12 protein-coding genes are annotated in these 17,310 nt (G+C 36.5%); 3 read left to right on the forward strand and 9 right to left on the reverse strand.

Features of this window, described 5'->3' with window-relative positions; all coding sequences use genetic code 11:
* Positions 1 to 228: 228 nt before the first annotated feature.
* The 4 genes from L323_RS21375 to L323_RS21390 form a co-directional block, all read right to left on the reverse strand.
* Positions 229 to 417 carry a hypothetical protein gene (locus tag L323_RS21375; RefSeq protein ID WP_020813675.1) on the reverse strand — a complete coding sequence of 63 codons (189 nt, stop codon included), beginning with the start codon at positions 415 to 417 and terminating at the stop codon, positions 229 to 231.
* 135 nt (positions 418 to 552) lie between these two features.
* Positions 553 to 2,307, reverse strand: a complete 1,755-nt coding sequence (locus L323_RS21380; protein ID WP_020813676.1) for an ABC transporter ATP-binding protein — start codon at positions 2,305 to 2,307, stop codon at positions 553 to 555.
* On the reverse strand, positions 2,307 to 2,594 hold the full coding sequence (locus L323_RS21385; RefSeq protein ID WP_020813677.1) for a CXXX repeat peptide modification system protein: 288 nt from the start codon (positions 2,592 to 2,594) through the stop codon (positions 2,307 to 2,309). The genes L323_RS21380 and L323_RS21385 overlap by 1 nt, the downstream gene beginning before the upstream one ends.
* Positions 2,595 to 2,659: 65 nt before the next feature.
* The gene (locus L323_RS21390; protein ID WP_020813678.1) at positions 2,660 to 4,825 is read right to left on the reverse strand and encodes a radical SAM peptide maturase, CXXX-repeat target family; all 2,166 of its coding nucleotides are present in this window, start codon (positions 4,823 to 4,825) and stop codon (positions 2,660 to 2,662) included.
* A 434-nt stretch (positions 4,826 to 5,259) separates the two neighbouring features.
* Between L323_RS21390 and L323_RS21395 the strand changes: the two genes are divergently transcribed.
* The gene (locus L323_RS21395; protein WP_051153490.1) at positions 5,260 to 5,562 is read left to right on the forward strand and encodes a hypothetical protein; all 303 of its coding nucleotides are present in this window, start codon (positions 5,260 to 5,262) and stop codon (positions 5,560 to 5,562) included.
* A gap of 86 nt (positions 5,563 to 5,648) precedes the next feature.
* Here L323_RS21395 and L323_RS21400 read toward each other — a convergent pair whose 3' ends face one another.
* Together L323_RS21400 and L323_RS41205 are read right to left on the reverse strand one after the other, a co-directional pair.
* Positions 5,649 to 5,975, reverse strand: coding sequence for a hypothetical protein (locus L323_RS21400; protein WP_020813679.1), 327 nt, complete (start codon positions 5,973 to 5,975; stop codon positions 5,649 to 5,651).
* Positions 5,976 to 6,016: 41 nt separating this feature from the next.
* Positions 6,017 to 6,175: a hypothetical protein gene (locus L323_RS41205; RefSeq protein WP_020813680.1), complete on the reverse strand. Its 159-nt coding sequence runs from the start codon at positions 6,173 to 6,175 to the stop codon at positions 6,017 to 6,019.
* A 245-nt stretch (positions 6,176 to 6,420) separates the two neighbouring features.
* On the opposite strand from L323_RS41205, the gene L323_RS21405 reads away from it, so the two are divergent.
* Positions 6,421 to 7,464, forward strand: a complete 1,044-nt coding sequence (locus tag L323_RS21405) for a hypothetical protein (RefSeq protein WP_020813681.1) — start codon at positions 6,421 to 6,423, stop codon at positions 7,462 to 7,464.
* A 198-nt stretch (positions 7,465 to 7,662) separates the two neighbouring features.
* Here the strand turns inward: L323_RS21405 and L323_RS21410 are convergent, their stop codons facing one another.
* The 3 genes from L323_RS21410 to L323_RS21420 all read right to left on the reverse strand — a co-directional run bounded on the left by L323_RS21410 (position 7,663) and on the right by L323_RS21420 (position 16,839).
* Complete coding sequence (locus L323_RS21410; RefSeq protein ID WP_020813682.1) at positions 7,663 to 9,081, reverse strand: dockerin type I domain-containing protein; 1,419 nt, start codon at positions 9,079 to 9,081, stop codon at positions 7,663 to 7,665.
* Positions 9,082 to 9,712: 631 nt separating this feature from the next.
* On the reverse strand, positions 9,713 to 10,432 hold the full coding sequence (locus L323_RS40505; protein WP_165582676.1) for a stalk domain-containing protein: 720 nt from the start codon (positions 10,430 to 10,432) through the stop codon (positions 9,713 to 9,715).
* An 863-nt stretch (positions 10,433 to 11,295) separates the two neighbouring features.
* Complete coding sequence (locus L323_RS21420) at positions 11,296 to 16,839, reverse strand: family 43 glycosylhydrolase (RefSeq protein WP_020813685.1); 5,544 nt, start codon at positions 16,837 to 16,839, stop codon at positions 11,296 to 11,298.
* A 226-nt stretch (positions 16,840 to 17,065) separates the two neighbouring features.
* On the opposite strand from L323_RS21420, the gene L323_RS21425 reads away from it, so the two are divergent.
* On the forward strand, positions 17,066 to 17,310 hold a 245-nt coding region (locus L323_RS21425; protein ID WP_020813686.1), incomplete at its 3' end, for a hypothetical protein.

Below are 17,310 nucleotides of genomic sequence, written 5' to 3' on the forward strand. Positions count from 1 at the left end.
TGCCGGTCCCATAGTAAGGAGCCGGCAATAATTTTTTATTATTTTTTCATATTTAAATATACTAACCATCGGTTAAAATTTAATGCTTTATGTTATCTGACTACACGTCCATACAAAAGGTCTGTAGCAAATTTTTTCGGGCTGGTAGCTATATGGAATATGTAAACTCCCCTGAACATCCCCTACATAAAACACTCATAATAACACCTCTGATCAATATTGATTTACTTAGCCGTAAAGATTGTTTCCTCTACAGCTATCCAAACATCCGCCCGAGCAACGTGATGTATAACAACTGTCAGTACATGAATTAGTACATGCACCTGAACAGCCTATACATCCTGAACAGCTTGTGCAAAGACAGCCCAGTGAATTTGCAATTTCAGCTGCATTTATTTTGCTGTTGTAGCTTCCCATAGTTTTCACCTCCCGTTTATTTTTTACCTGATTGAATTAATATCCATATAGCTAACCATAGTCCAGAGAAACAGTAAGACTGATAGTGAAACAACTGCCATTTTTCATTAGTGTCACCGCCTTTATATCAAGCTTTTACTTATCCTGAATTTTATTAATGAGGCTTTTATATATCTGGCTTCTCTCCATCAATTCGTCATGTCTGCCGTGTTCTGCAAACCGTCCGTGATCCATAATAAAGATTTCATCACTGTTTATTATGGCTTCAATTTTATGACTTATGGATATAAGAACTTTTTCCTTTGATAATCTCTTCAGAATTCCCACTATCTCTTTTTCTGATTCCCCATCCAGGTCGGAAGTAATTTCATCCAGCAGAATGATATGAGAATTTTTAATTAGTGCCCTTGCGAAATTCAGCTTTTGTCTCAGCCCGCTTGAAAATACCATTCCTTTTTCTCCGAGCTGGGTATCATACCTCTCCGGAAGGGTCATAATGTACTCGTGCAGCCCTACTTTTTTACAGGCTTCTTCCGCTGTGGGTAAATCAAGGTCCTTATCTGCAAGCCTTAGATTATTAATTATTGAATCATTCAAAATGAAGGTTTCTTTCTGGATGTAGGTTATACACTCCCTTAATTCCTTCGTGGGCAAAGTCTTATATGGGTGCTCGTTCAGGTAAATTTCACCCTGCAAGGGGGAGTATAATTTAATTAATAATTTAATAAGTGTGGACTTGCCACTGCCGTTTTTCCCGATAATTGAATATAGTCCATAGCTGTTTATGTCAAAGTCTAGATTTCGTAAAACCTCATTCTCACCATAGTTGAACTTAAGACCTTTAACTGACAGGCTTCTGAATTTTTCTTTAATAATTCCCGTAACCTGCCCGTTGACATCCTCAACAGGATTCTCAATAAAACTTAATATCCTCTCCAATGAGACGAATGTCTTTTGCTTATCCATATTTATGCTTTGCACATTTTGTACGGCATCCATCAATTTACCGATATATAAGTTGAATGATACAAAACTGCCTATGCTTAAATGGCCCTTCCCAATAAAGCCGGCAGCCAGACACATAATTACAAGGTTAAACAGGGTACTTATAAATGAATTTGATATCTGTATTTTGTTTCCCAGATTTACAATATCCTGTTCCAGCTTCAGCTGCTTTGAAAGCAGGCTATCATACCTTACCGACATTTCATTTTCCAATTGAAAAGCTTTAATCCCCAGGATATTTGATAGGCTGTCATTCATGTAAGTATAAAATTTATCTCCGAATTTTCTCCTTAATATAGTTAATTTTCGTAATTTTTTTTTAAATACAGCATATATCAATACACTGGCAGGAATATAGATTAATGCCAAATATGCCATTGATCTGCTGATCGCAACAATCATATAACCTGCTATAATAAAATTAAAAATAATCAGAATACTGCTTGAAATAAAATTGACACAGAAACTTACAATGTTGCCTGCATCAGACTCAAGTCTGGAAATTAATTCTCCCACTGAAAACTTTTCCAGACGATCTTGCTGCATCCTTGTTATTTTGTTGAAAATGTTACCTTTAATTTTATTTGTAATAGTAAAAACAAAAAGATTTCCGGCGGTCTTTTCAGCTGCCGTCAGAAAACTGCATAACAATAAAAGTGAAAAATAGATAGCTATGTATTTATTAAAATTCTGCAATTTGGCATTGGTAAGAGCATCAATTAGTTTTCCGTAAACAGAGGGTAATATATTGTTTCCCACAATACCCAAACCAATGATTACTATTAGCATTATTAATATGTGATAACTTCCTTTAAAGTACTGCCTGCAAAAAGTAATCATTGCTTTTTGGGTAGTGGTATTGCTGTCCTTTTTACCGAATATCATCAATTTCCCCCCGGGAATAAATAAATGTCACCGGTTGAGAAGTCTATATCCCAGTACCCTCCTGCTATACTTTCCAAATGGTATTTTTCGTCTACATAGTTCCAGCAGGCTTTAAGTTCCTGAACTGATTTTGAGTAATCCGCCAAAAATCTTTCATATAGCTCATCATTTAAGAGAAAGCTGCTTTTCTCCTTCATTTTGGTAAGATTCTCCAAAGCAATCTTTCTTTCAAAGATCAATCTCATTTTTTCGCAATCCTCACTGCTGAGTGTTTCTATTTTCTTCATTTTTTTCCACCCTCCATTTAGTTCTAAAATTTGCTAATTTCTGAGTCTTTAAGTGCTTTCCTGTATTAACAATTAATTTTGTATCCTACCGACAGGCCGGTCACTTTTTCCAGCTCACTGATAGGATCTATGTATTCAATGTCCTTTATCACATTCTTTGATAATTTCTTTCCCACACTGTCATAATATAATTTTGCAATCTGTCTCTCTATATGAGATTTCTTGCACTTATACGACGGCGCAACATTTACTTCATTAGTTTTTTCTTTGTTCAGGTAAATACACCTGTCACAGTGGTATACATCACACACTGAACAAATTGGCTGGTTTTCAGGATTATACAGCTGTGCATTCTTATTATTGATTATCCCTTCCACAACATTGCCCACCGGGCTGCCTACTCCCTGTGTATAAAAAGCAGGACATAAATAAATATTTTCATCCGGTGCAAAAGCGAACCCTTTTTTCCCTGCTCCGCAGCCATCGTGCTCACTAATGAAGCTTATATCTGTAATTACATTGAATTCCTTAAGATGATTTTTCTTATAATGGGCCACCAGTAAATCATTTATCTGTATCAATTGTTCTTTATATTGTTCCAAATCAAATTCTTCTGAAATGTCCTGGATATTTAGATTAATTCTGGATGTTATATTCAGAAGTTTTTTAGCATATTCAGACAATTTTCCTATGTCGCTGCTTTCCACATTTAAAATTACACTGGGTTCGATCCCTATCTTACTGATTACATCCTGACTGGTATTTTCCTTATTAAAAACATATATGTACTCTTTAATGTCTTTAAATTTATCGCAAAGCTCGGCGGGTATTATATGCAATATCCTGTACTTGTTAAATTCATCCATACGTTCAAATTCTGTACTGTCCTTGGAATGTATAAAAACAGGTTTGAAAAAATTATGATGTGCAAATTCCAGTCCCTTTAGAATTGAAGCTTTACTCATTTTACCGGAAGAGCTGCTTGCATTCTTAAACTGACATATATCAACGTAATTGTCATCAAGTATAAAATACATACTCTTGTAATTGTTATTGTAATCTAATCGTTCAATTCCCTTCAGGTTATAAAGTTTGTTAAAGTAGTAGTTATTAGCCCTTACTCTGGCCTTATGCATCTTACAGATATATTTTGCCCTTTGAAAGTTTGTCTCCGTATCTGCAACATCATAATTAAAGCCCTGACAAAAACCGCAGCCGGAAGCTACATCACACTCCAGACACTCCGAATCACTTTGTACCTTATACATAAGTGTTCTAAAAGGCCTTACTTTTTCAAAATCTATCCCGGTGTCTACATGACCGATTGTAATCTCTTTTTTGTTATTCAATGAGTAATCCTTATACCTCAGGCAGGGATAAATAGTTCCGTCCGGCCCCAAGGCTATCATCCTGCCGGCACCGCAGCTTGTCATCTTTAATCCTTCTTTTGTGTAGGGCTGACCTATAATGTCGTGAAACAGTGCGCATGAGTACTTATCGTATAATTCATTTTCAATAATATAGTCTGCCAGTTCTACCAACTGCTGTTCAAAAATATCATCATCACCCGGCTGCCACACATCTTCAAATACAACATTTGCAGAAATGTCACCAATTCCGTGGTTCCATAAGTCAATAATGCTGTCTTTCAGGAGTTTTAAGTCCTGACTCGCAAAGGTCATCTTTGTAGTTCCGTAAAAAGTCTTCAGCCAAAGGCCCACATTCTTCATAATTGCATCATACGAGCCACTTCCGTCGGGAAACACCCTTTGCAAATCATGTTTTTCCTTGGTACCGTCCAATGTAATAGTCATGGATAATTTTCCGAAGTTTTTTTGCGTAAACCTTTGTACTGCTTCATCCGAATAGTTAACACCGTTAGTACAAACACTGAATCTGTAATTCCAGAACCATATGTCATTTTCTTCAAAAGCCCTTATTTTGAAATAGTCGCATATTTGATCTATAAGCTCAACCTCAAGGAACGGCTCACCACCTATAAAATCAATAACCACAGAGTCATCCTTTTCAAATTTGTTTTCAAAAAACCAATCTATAAATTTCTTTGCTGTCTCAAAATTGAGCCGCTTATTACTGGATTTATGAGTTATATAACAATATTTGCATCTCAGGTTACAGTCCTCAGTAACAATAAATGTGATGTTCTGTGATTTGCCTTCCCCCCATTGCTTACTTTGCTTACCAACCTTATATTCCCTGATATCAACCATCGTGTCACCTCTCAAGATAAATTTCGCTATGCAAAAGCACTTCTGTCAAATTTCACGTACTTCTTTCATTTTTTTACTCTTGTTCCATTATATTACATAATTTTCAAATGTCAACATTTATTACCAGATTTTCCAAATATTCCTTGAATAAAAAGTAAATTCCGGTTTTGAAAGAGTAACGTCCAGTTTGCATGATTAAATTCTAGTGTCCTATTGAAGTGGAATTTAGTGGTACACATTGGCTTAATGAGGATATAATAGCTATTGCTTCTTTAATCGGTAAAGACCCTACTACTGTTTCCAAGGAAGTAAGAAAGCATCGACCATAAAGATACGAACAAAAAACCTCATTGTGCCAACGAAAAGGCATGTTTCGTACATGGTTTATGCAGCCAAAAACGTTGTTTTAAATTATAGAGGTTGCAAATTTTGCCGTGACATATGTCTACAATACAAACCAAAAGAATATGGCCGCCCACAAAGCCCCCTTCGTTTGCAACTCATGTGGCAGCATTGGTAGTTGTCTTTATTACCGTTGGATTTATGTTGCTAAGTTTGCAGATTATTCCTATCGTGAACTGCTCAGTTCTTCAAGAGAAGCAATTAACCAAAGTGCCGAAGATATGCAGGAATTGGATACATTAATCTCTCCTTTAATTCTTAAAGGTCAGTCAATAAGCCATATTTACATGTTAAGGAAATGGGCTGTTCTAGACGCACTCTGTATAAATATTTAGAACAAGGTGTTTTTACTGCCAGAAATATTGATTTGCCACGGTAATTAAGTATAAACTCAAGAAAAATTCCGGTACACGTAAACCTTTTAATCGAGCTTATAGAAATGGCAGAAGCTATTCTGAATTTGAGAGATAATGCAAACGTCTGCATAAGCTTTAGTAGCATTGTTATCGCCAACTAATTTGTCTGCAAGTGGATTTCCATCAGCATCTGTTTCATTAAGTGTATTCACTGCCAAGTTTGTTCCTCTTAGTCGGAAATACATATCCTTATTCACATTTTTTACCGTATACGTTATAACATTCCGCCCGTCGACCACTTTCCAGTCACTGTCATTAAATCGCTTTATAACCTTTGTGGTTTCATTTGTATCTTTCGAGTATTCAGCCGTTTCTGGAACAGCTTTTCTCATAACATCTCCGGCAATAAATAAACTCTTTCAGTGTTACATCTTTAAGATAGCTCTGTCAATAGACCAGCATCTTCAAGTCCAAGTAATTCTCCTAATGAGCAAATAATTTTAGTATAATTTCTATCAAAACTAATATCAAAATGCTCTTCTACGGCTTCATAATTGTATTCGGCAAAACCAAATCCACATGGTGAAATCATTACTTGCATCTGCTTTGTTAAAGCATATCTCTGCACACAGGTATATGATAGTAAAAGTTATACATAAATGGTATTATAACATTAAAAATTTAATAATTTAAAATAAATAACTATATTAAACAAATTTAAAATCTTCCTTTTTATGGTAAAATATTAAATAGTAGAAAATTACATTATTTTTAGACTAAATATTTGCTTATGTTCCGTTAAATTAAGTAAACAATAAAAAGGCTAGGTGATCGAGTATGAATATCAAATCAGAGAAAAAGAAAATATTAAAAACAATTTATCCGCCAATAACATCATATCCTACTCATGCTAATATTCTTTCAACAGCATTGATAAATGATGAATCAATAATATGGTTCTATGATTATTATATACAACTATTTGGCGGGAAAGATTTATCTGAATATTGTTATGTTGATTTCTTTGCACCTATTGCATGGAAATGCTGTCCATGGATTCATTATCAAAGAATAAACAGGGAATTTATTGAAAAAAAGTGGTCCTCAATCTGTGAATTTTTGGTTGACTCTATCGATTCAGGTTACTATGCCTTTCTATACTTAAATCAATTCTATATTTCTGACTTTCCGTGGGCTTACCAAACTAAGAACTTTATGCACGATACATATGTTTTTGGTTATGACGCTCAAGAAGAAGTTTTTTATACCGCTGATTTTTACAAACATAAATATGGACATGCAAAAGTCAATTTTACAGAAATGGAAAAAGCATTCTCTACAACCAACTTGAGCAATATTAATGACTTCTTGCAAGGCATTGTTTTAGTGGCACCAGTAAAATATGAAAAATATAATTTTAACATAAAGCGCACAATTTCATTCATTAATGATTTTTTGAACTCAGAAACAGGCTTAAAAAGCTACACTGATGGTTATCGACATGATGTCGAACAAAACAGTACTGAGTTTTGCTTCGGAATGGATGTTTATAAGCTATTAGAGGAATTCCTTACATTAGTATCATGCGGAAATTCATGCAAGGATTACCGACCGTTCAATGTTCTTGTTGATCACAAAACATTAATGCTTATGAGAATTGAGTACCTTGGTGTAAATGGCTATTTAAAAAACTGGAAAAATATTTATATGAAATATGAAGTAATACGAAAGAATACTAAAACACTTCATAATATAATATTGAAAATTTTTGTATCAGGGAATATGGGAAAAATAGAGAATGCAATAAATCTTATAAGACAGATAGCTGTTGATGAGAAAGTAGCTTTAGAAATGATAATAGAAAATTTGTCATTAAAGTAAGATGGGACTTAAAATCGAACATAAGGGCATTTCCTTTTCTATAAGTAAAGTTAAATGCCCTTACAAAATCTATCCAGTATATTGTAGGTAACCGCAAAATAAGAATGTTATTTTTGAATCTAGTTTAATGAGATAATTCCTAATTAGAATTTTTGGACTGAAAAATAATGAATGTATTTTGCGGCTAATCCCCACTAATTATTTTTGCGCAGGAAATTTATTAATAATCCCCAGCAAATATTTCTTACTTAATGAAAAATCCAGTGCTGTTATTTGACCGTCTCCATCAACATCGGCAACCAGTTTACCGTTTGAAGCAGGAAATTCGGAAATCTGGCCCAACAGATACCGTTTAATTAATGAATAGTCCAGTGCATCAATTACGCCACTACCATCAACATCACCATACATTATAGTCGGATCAGTATAGCCTGCTTGAACTTTTAATACCACCGCGCCATGGGAAGGAACATTGGCTGTATATCCGCTATTGAACGTACCGCAATCCTTATGCTCCCACAGATCACGAACAGTTGCAGGACCATCGGCAAGCTTTATATCACTCCAATTGACTGTGATATCTGCCGAAGTACCTCCTCGATTCAAGAGTGTAACTGCCTTGGTTGTACCATCAGTCCCTAGAGGTTTACACCACACTTCAAGTTCTCCTGAAGAACTTACCTTGGTACCTTGTACTCCTGCAGCGTCTTGGTCAATAGCAATGACTTCTTTGTTGGTAAGAATGTCTTTGGTAGCAGTAGTCATATTCCTAATATCATTTCCAGCAATAAGAGGAGCTGCCATCATACACCACATACTGAAATGAGCTTTGTATTCCGTATCTGTCATTTTACCATTACCAACCTCCAACATATCCGGATCATTCCAATGGCCCGGACCTGCATAAGCGGCTGACTTTGAGTTTACATCTATATTCTTTGTTATGCTTCCCCAGTCGTCACTAATATCTCCGGTAGTTCTCCAAGAATTACCGCAATCTACCATCCACGGACCTACAAAGTACCAGCAGCATATGCTGTAAAAAATAGGTCTTCCTGTTTTCAAAAGAGCATCCCGCATTCTTTCGTAACCTGCCTGCAGATTACTGTCTGAAGCACAGTTGTCATATTTCAAATAATCTACACCCCAGGAAGCGAAAGTTTCCGCATCTTGTTCCTCATACCCCTGACTTCCACTCTGGGGAATATTGCAACATGTGGTCACTCCCCTGTCACCATAAATTCCAAACTTTAACCCTTTCGAGTGAATATAATCTGCCAAAGCTTTCATTCCGCTAGGAAAACGTTTGAGATCAGGAATAAGTTTTCCATTTGCATCACGGGCAGGGTTTGCCATCCAATTGTCATCAAGGTTGACATATTCATAGCCTGCATCCTTCATTCCTGATGTAACCATAGCATCTGCAATTTGTTTAATCTTTTCCTCATTGATGTCCCCTCCAAAGATGTTCCAGCTGTTCCATCCCATGGGTGGAGTCAAACCCAGATTGTTGTTCAGTGCCAGCACTTGATTGCCATTTTGGACAGATGACGGGAATGGTGAGATAAACACCGCTGTCAAAATTACCAAGGCGATAAGGCGTTTGATTTTTTTCATTAAAATACCCTCCTAAAATAATTCTTTTGTGATAAAAAGTGAGACAAAAATAGGAGTAGAACGTTCGTTAAATATGTACGCATGTTATAATGAGACTTCATCTATATAAATAGTATTTTACCATATTCTATTTATATTGGTAAAATACGAGCTAAAAAATAATATTAAGATAGAAAAAAGTCGCAAATGCGACGTTTTTCTATTTATTATAAAGGTACCATAAAGTTTTTTCGAAAATTTAGATTCAGCCATATGGTAGAAATGAGTTAACCTGATATGAAATCGGACTCATCAGAGTCCATGTTTTCTAAATTCTACATGTTCATAAAATCTTGAGTATAATTACAGGTATTAATATCAATGCAGTTCCGGCGGCTTGTATACCATAATTGCCCCCCGCCTTCGATTGGAACATTTGAATCCCTACCGACTGCATTTACAGACTTTTCTTCAAAGGCTCCAGAATGGGGTGTTCATCATTAGTGTTTGCAGATATGCCTTCTCATTATATCAAAACGATTGCTATAGCCATTCTTGTCAAGGTATTTTTCCAAACCTAGAGTATGAGCAAAATAGAAGGCCGTCAGCATTTTATGCTGACGGCCTTGCTAAATAATAGTTGCCTTACATTTTATTTATTATATATTGTTGTTCTGTCACCCTTTTTAGCTGACAATGGATAATACTCTAACTTACGAAGATCATCTATTGAATCAGCTACAAAGCCTTTATAAAAAGTTTGAGTTTCACCTGGTTTTATTGTTCCACTTGACGGATACTTTGATCCTATTCCTACTATTGATGTAAATTCCTCGTCATCTATACCATATATCCTTAAGTCTCCATATGATGAATACTTTACAGTATTAGTTGATACGTTCTTAAAGGTTACTTCAAGTAATCTATGATTACTTGATGAGGAACCAGGCAAATTTGATATTTTTACATCTACTAGCTTCAACCATGTAGATTGTTTAGATGAGTCATATCCCACAGATTTTATATTACTATTTGAATTGGTACTGGTATTGGTATTAGTATTAGTGTTACTGTTATTGCTATTTTCACCATCTTTGGTTGGTTGTCCTTCGTTATCATTAGAGTTTCCACTAGTTATTATAACTGTTCCATTTCCAGAACTATCATAATCCACTGATGCTCCTAATGCATTTGCTACTACCTTTGCTGGTACGTATGTACGGCCATTATACACGATTGGATAAAGTCTACTACCATCATCCTCAGTAGGTTTTAGTACTTCACCATCTACCTCTAGTGTAAGTCCCTTGTTCAAATATGCTGTTATCTTTTGAGTGTTACTTCCTGCATACACACCTATTGATAATAACATAATTGCAGCAATACTTAATAAGCATACTCTTTTCTTTAATTTCATGTTTAATATCTCCTTTTTGCTTATATATTTCGCTCTTGGCGAATATAGCCATTAATAATAAAATCACTCTCTTATTTTATCAATTTTACAAACCAATTTTATCTAGATCTTCTAAGGATATTTTCATCGTTGAATGAAGAAATTCAAATAACCAAATCACCCATATTAATACAATTACGTATACATGTTACCATAATATGCTATAATATTGCAATGATTTTAAGCATATTGTCGAAACAAAGGAATAAATATACATTTTTAGTCCATCTTATATGGTTCCTCTATATAAATACGATCAACTTCAAATAAATGCACAGTTGATTTCCGGAGGAAAAACAGCCTTGGCTAACATAGCTTGACTCCTTGAGCCAACAAGAAGAATATTCTGGATGACTGATAAAACAAAAACTGTATTTGGTACATATTTTTACTTTTATATCCAAATACAGTTTTTTATTATTCAAGCTGTATATTATCCAATTGGGCTTGCTGATATAATTCTGTTGTAAAGGTTGCAGTAGGTTACTGATACAACTGCTATCACCGCAAAGATTATAGCACATACTGATTGTAATTTTTTTAGAACAGTTAAAATTTTATTAACATCACACTTTGGATCCTTTCATAGTTTATGGTGATATTCAATCATATACATTCAACAACACAGAAAAAGCCACTATTTATAAATTCTTAAACCCATAAATAGCGACTTTTTTCTCATCATTTAAACAATCTATTTTCCTATTACCAGCATCCCGCACCAGCAGTAAAACCCACTGGTACGCTGCTCTGCTCTTGCAATTTTACCCCTAAATTATCTAATTAATATACGGTAATTTATCAAATTTCCCTAGCAAATACCCTTTCAGTATTGCTAAATCAATAGCATTTATTTCACCATCCATATTTAAATCTCCAACAAACATTTTATTCAGTACTGGAAAACACTCTATCTTACCCAGCAGGTATTGTTTTAAAAATGCAAAATCAATGGCATCAACTATTTTGTCTCCGTTATAATCACCTACTATTTCTACGTTAATTGGTGTTTCTACCACCCCTTCTAATGTAGGAATGACTACCTTCATTAATCCGGTGTTGGTATCAAACTCAACTTTATCAATACAGGTCTCCCTATGATATCCAAGTCCACTACTATATTGCCCTAATGGGGTCACAAACCTGTGGTAAGCGATATAATACTCATCCTTGTTTGGAAGCTTTATTATTGATTGATGTCCGGTTCCAAGAATATTGTTGTCTGGATTCTTTGATAAAACCGTGTACTGATATTGAATAGGCCCATACAGGCTGTTTGATGTACCATAGTTTACATGATAGTTTTCACTGCCTGTATCATCACATGACCATGTGAAATGATACAAACCGTTTCGCTTAATCACTGCAATAGATTCTCTGAAATCAGTAGCACCACTCAGATTTTTCATAGACCCTGATTTGAGGCTTATCATATCACTATTCAACTGGACGACAGCAGGTGAGCCATTGCCAAAAAGCAGATAAGAATTTCCGTCATCATCAGTAAAGACTGACGGGTCTATTGTCTGACTTACTGTAACACCATTTTCCAGATTGTCAGGTGTGATTAAAGGCGATTTCTCTGCTATAAACGGCCCTGTCGGACTTTCCGAGGTTGCAACTCCAATACAGGATTTACCATCTGAACGCTTTGCACAGAAGTAGAAATAATACTTTCCGTTCTTCTCTTCAATAGTTGGCGCCCATGCACTTCCTACCGCCCAAGGAACATCCTTCCCCACTCCGGCATCCATAATAATTCCTTCATCTTTCCAGTTAACCAGGTCTGATGATGAAAATGCATGGAACTGCGCTCCGCTCCATCCTGAATATCCGTCTGTGGTAGGATAGATATAGAATTTATCTCCAAAAACATTGATGTCTGGGTCAGCAAATTGTCCTCCCAAAACCGGATTATTGCAGAGAACTCCTTCTACCGTCCATTCTTGTACACTCTGATCCGGCATTTTGATTCTAATGAAAACAGGCTGCGTCAAGTTTACCGGTTGTCCGTTTGTTCCATCAATTGTACAACCGCTTGACAACTCATATGTTAAAGGCACTGATGAGATTTCCTTTACAGTACTGTTGCTGCGGCTGAAGTATATAGTAGCCTTTTTATTTGCCGAATCACATTTAGTTGATATAATACTGTAGCCAGCTGCAGATGCACCTTTTATAATGTTATCTTCTATGATCTTTGCTTTAACCTTTACAGTAGACAATACTTTCCCGTCTGCCATTGGTGCTCCGAAGTTGGGAGTGCCGTCGCTATTCCAGAACAATTTCTGAACACGGGTATGCCTGCCTGCATCATATAGTGGTTCATAGCTGCTGCTAATATACTTTTCTTCCTGACGGGCATGGTATACAAGGAGATCTTCACTACCATCCTCTGACACCGTAAATGTATTGTGACCCGGGCCAAATTGGCCTGCTGCCGTATTGAAGGTCATTACCGGATGCGGTGTCTTCACCCATGAATTAGGATTCAACAAATCGCTTGTATCCGAGGCTGTAAGAAGTCCCATACAATACAGTGCATCGGTACCACTGGCGGAATATGAAATAAATATTTTGCCGTCTCTCTTAATAACGCTTGGCCCTTCATTCACCTTGTAGGCATGAATCTCCCAATCGTATTGAGGCGAGGCGATCTTGACTGCATTAGTATCAATTGTGTATGGATCTTTCATTCTTGCAATATATAAGTTTGAATTCGGGTCATTCTGGGCCCAGACCATATACATATTTCCATTATGCTCAAATACAGTTTCATCCAATGAAAAACCACTAAAAGCCATGTCTGAAGAATTAGTCTTCTTAACAAGTCCTTTGTCCTGCCAGTTTTCCTTTACCATTGGGTCAAGATTTCCCGGGCAAATTAGAACATGTGGACGTATCTGCCAAACGTCGGTACTGGATATGGTCGTGGTATAGTAAATGTACCAGTTTCCGTTAATAAAATGTATTTCCGGTGCCCAGACATGTGGGCTTTTGTTTCCTTCAAGGGGAGCCTTTGTATATATTACCTTTTCAGTCGCAGTGGAAAGGCCCTGAATTGTTGATGCTTTTCTAAGTACTATCCGGTCATACTGGTACATGCCTACATTGTTATGTCCGTTTGAACCATCTGTGTATGAAGCAGTAAAGTAGTAATTTCCGTCGGTATGTTTATAGATACATGGATCTGCCCTGTTCAATATTAAAGGGTTGTCGTACTCATTTTCATATACTGTTCCTTCAACTGTAGCGGTTCCATCCGTAGAATACTGTGCTTGACTGATATCGTCCCATAATACTTTAGCATTTCCGGTTGTACCATTGCTGTATTTAACTTTCACTTTTGAAGGCAATTCAGGTGTTTGACCTGCCTTTGCGGCAACAATAACATCTTCAGCACTTACTATTTTTACCGGCTTGTTAGCGATACCGAATTCATCTGCAATTTCTGTTTCAGTAAATGCACGATTGTACACTTTTACATTGTCAAAATAGCCCTTGAAGTAAGGATCTGAGGAGTAGAAGGATTTACCTAAATAAGCCAGCAGGCTTGTACCCAAATCCGACATTGATATTGACACATTACTATTTCTGCCAAGCATTAAGCCATCCTTATAAATAGCCATACTTCTAGGTGTTATTACCAACTTGATGTTCATCCACTTGTTTGCTGTGGACACAGTAGTGGCTTTTACCTCCTGCTCATTTGAGTAAGAATTTATTGTAATTGCATTTCTGCTTTCAGTATCCCGTGTTCTCAAAAACATATATTTATTTGTATCTTTCCCAACAGTAAAAGTAAAGAAATCCCCGGACACTGTCACCGGCTTAATATCCATCGATATAGTTACAGTATTCCTGCCATCAAAGAATCCCTGTGGGAATCCAGCAAAGGTACCTGTTGTACCATCCAGATATAACACTTGAGAGTTCTTTTCAGAGTCTTTTACATAAGTTGCATTTCCATTCAAGGTACCGTTAAGGTTATTACCTGACGTATCAACGATTGTATTGCCTGACTTTGTCTCATCGAATTTGTATTCCAGTATTGGCGTTGTCTTGGGTTCTTCAACAGGTGTCGAGCCTCCCCATTTTGCCATAATGGCATTGTATTCCGCCTGTGTTACCTGCATTACTGTTCCATGGCGGGGCCCGGACGGCAATTTATACTCAGAAGACCCCAGCTTTATAAACACTCCCGAAGAAATATCTGTGGAAACCATTGGATAGTAACCACCGCCTCCATAGTTATCTAATAACAGGCACCATTTGTTCTGACCGTTAAATTTGAAGATTGCCGGCCCTTCAACACCTTTCTGGCTACCAACACTATCTGATGCTACCGATACAAAATCCTTATTCAGCAATTGGTCACATTTATCTATAATGATATTCTTGTTTACCTCATCTTTTGAAAACCTGTAATAGATGCCTTCATGTTTAATCATAGTTGCATCTATTACATCAGAAGCTCTGTCAATATAAACCTTTGGCTCTGTAAAGGTATAAAAGTCTCTTGTCTTTGCTATGTATATCCTTTGCTTACCATAGTTATCTGCTCCAATTCGCGATGCCCAAAACATCACATATTCTCCTGTCTTTGCATCAAATACAATTTCAGGGGCCCAAGTACAGCCTGCATCATCTCTTGCAACCTTAACCAGTCTTTCTTTAGACCAGTTTACCAAATCATTTGATTCCCAAACAACAACCGATTTACTTCCGGCTGTTTGAGCCGCACTCCAACCTGCACCATTTGATATTCTCAAATCAGTTGCAACCATATAGAATTTATCCCCATCAGGAGACCTCAAAATAAATGGATCACGTACTCCTTTATCTCCAACGGTTGAAGTCATCACCGGATTGTTTCCGTTCAGTTCATTCCAATGAAGCCCATCGGTACTTGAAGCAAAGTATATCTGTTCTGCATCAGATCTGGCAGTACCATTAAAATATGTAAAGAAATATCCCTTATAATCTGATTCATTTATTGTTTTTGGTTTTGCCTTCACAGTAATTGTCAAATCTGCCGTACCCGTTGCAGTTCCATTATTCAGGTGAGCCGTTAAGGTTACCTTAGTGTCTGTATCAGGTCTTGTAACAATACCCGGAGGTGCATTGTCATAGCCTGAATTCACTACTTCATTCACATTGACAATAGAAGGCTTGTCCGTTGACCAGGTTACCTTAACAGTTACTCCATCAGCAACAATTGAAGTAGGCAATGTAATATTTCCACGTATATCATCTGCATTACGAATAAGAAGCTGCTTTTTTGCATCCTCAATTGCCTGATCCTGTCCCTGCAACAATGCCTTAACTGTAACTTGAAATATTTTTGTATCACTTATACTTCCCCTTGTGATCGTTGCGGTAAGTGTTGCCTGTCTATCTGTCTCAGGGTATTTGGGACGAGTTACATACCCGGTTGAAGAAACGAGACTTGTGTCAGATGATACCCAGGTAATTAAACTGCCATTTTCTCCTGTTGTGGGTAAGTTGATTTTTGAAGTTACCTGACTTAAATCTCCAAGGGTTAGTGCTGCTTTGTCCATTGCAACAATATCAACTGCTCCTCCGTTAGTTAATTCTAATACCTCTGTGGCGCTAAGTGCCCTGTTGTATAGACGGAAATCCGCAACCTTGCCTTTGAAATAATTATCAGCAGTATAAGGTGCCCTTCCAATAAAATTTGCTACCGTAGACTCAATATCTTTGGGGGTATATGCGACATTTGTGTTCTCGGCAACCTTAACCCCATCTACATAAAGTGTACCTAAAGTCCCTTTTTGAGTATATGTAACGTACTTCCATACTCCGGTACCAAAGGCTGAGTTCACCTTAGTGTTTTGTTCGTCAGTCCAGTGCGCTTTTGCAAGCATAACCCTGTATGCTCCTGATTCCATTAAAAAACCAAAATAATGTGCATTGACGTCACTTTTTGAATCTGTAGTTGTTCCGAAATTAAATACCCATGATGGGTTGATATTAGTCGGGTCAACAAACACTTTGACACTTACAGTAGTCTCTGTCAGTCCTGATTGTAGGCCATTGGGCATCTTTATATACCCTGAACTTCCATCCAATACTACCGCACCCGAGCCATTCTGAGCCGTTATCCAACTACAGTTACCATTCAAAATACCATCTCTACCGTTACCGGAGGAATCGGCAACTTTTGTTCCGGTTCCCTCGTTAAACCTGTACCAAAGTATCAAACTAGTATCAGCATTTGCTTTATTTGCAGGCATAAATGAAAATAGTCCTAAAAGAATTGAAGTAATTAGCAGACACGACAAAATACGCATTTTAATCATTTGCTTTCCTCCTAAAATTTATTAGTTAACATAAGAATTCCAAGAGAGCTTCTATTTCTACAAATAATTATCATCAAAGGATATGTACAAGAATATTTTATCATAATCATATACATGATAGTCATTAAATGTATTTAATACTAAAATCATCCTATATTTTATTGAAAATATATTCCAATTTAATATATAATCTAGATGATAAAATTACATCGTGGGGTTAACATCTATGAAGAATGAAATACAGAAGAACTTTCTAAGACAAATGACTGAAGCAGAAATCCAGCTTCACGAAGATGCAGAAAAAAGAAACAAAGGAATTTTCACCAATAAACTGTTTGAACTTAGGTTTTACGGATACAAATCGGAATATAAGCCGCCTAGCAAGCTGTTACGTGCAGTTATTTACATAGGATTGCCCATAGCAGTTTTGATGGCAATATCCACAATAATAGACATTATAAAATTTGTTAG

Source organism: Ruminiclostridium papyrosolvens C7 (assembly GCF_000421965.1).
Lineage (GTDB): Bacteria > Bacillota > Clostridia > Acetivibrionales > DSM-1351 > Ruminiclostridium > Ruminiclostridium papyrosolvens_A.

Bases quoted from the DNA above. Each gene is read 5' to 3' on its own strand.
- L323_RS21410 (WP_020813682.1), bottom strand. From the start codon at position 9,081: ATGAAAAAAATCAAACGCCTTATCGCCTTGGTAATTTTGACAGCGGTG.
- L323_RS21405 (WP_020813681.1), top strand. From the start codon at position 6,421: ATGAATATCAAATCAGAGAAAAAGAAAATATTAAAAACAATTTATCCG.
- L323_RS21400 (WP_020813679.1), bottom strand. From the start codon at position 5,975: ATGAGAAAAGCTGTTCCAGAAACGGCTGAATACTCGAAAGATACAAAT.
- L323_RS21375 (WP_020813675.1), bottom strand. From the start codon at position 417: ATGGGAAGCTACAACAGCAAAATAAATGCAGCTGAAATTGCAAATTCA.
- L323_RS21420 (WP_020813685.1), bottom strand. From the start codon at position 16,839: ATGATTAAAATGCGTATTTTGTCGTGTCTGCTAATTACTTCAATTCTT.
- L323_RS41205 (WP_020813680.1), bottom strand. From the start codon at position 6,175: ATGATTTCACCATGTGGATTTGGTTTTGCCGAATACAATTATGAAGCC.
- L323_RS21385 (WP_020813677.1), bottom strand. From the start codon at position 2,594: ATGAAGAAAATAGAAACACTCAGCAGTGAGGATTGCGAAAAAATGAGA.
- L323_RS40505 (WP_165582676.1), bottom strand. From the start codon at position 10,432: ATGTTATTATCAATAGGTGTGTATGCAGGAAGTAACACTCAAAAGATA.
- L323_RS21390 (WP_020813678.1), bottom strand. From the start codon at position 4,825: ATGGTTGATATCAGGGAATATAAGGTTGGTAAGCAAAGTAAGCAATGG.
- L323_RS21380 (WP_020813676.1), bottom strand. From the start codon at position 2,307: ATGATATTCGGTAAAAAGGACAGCAATACCACTACCCAAAAAGCAATG.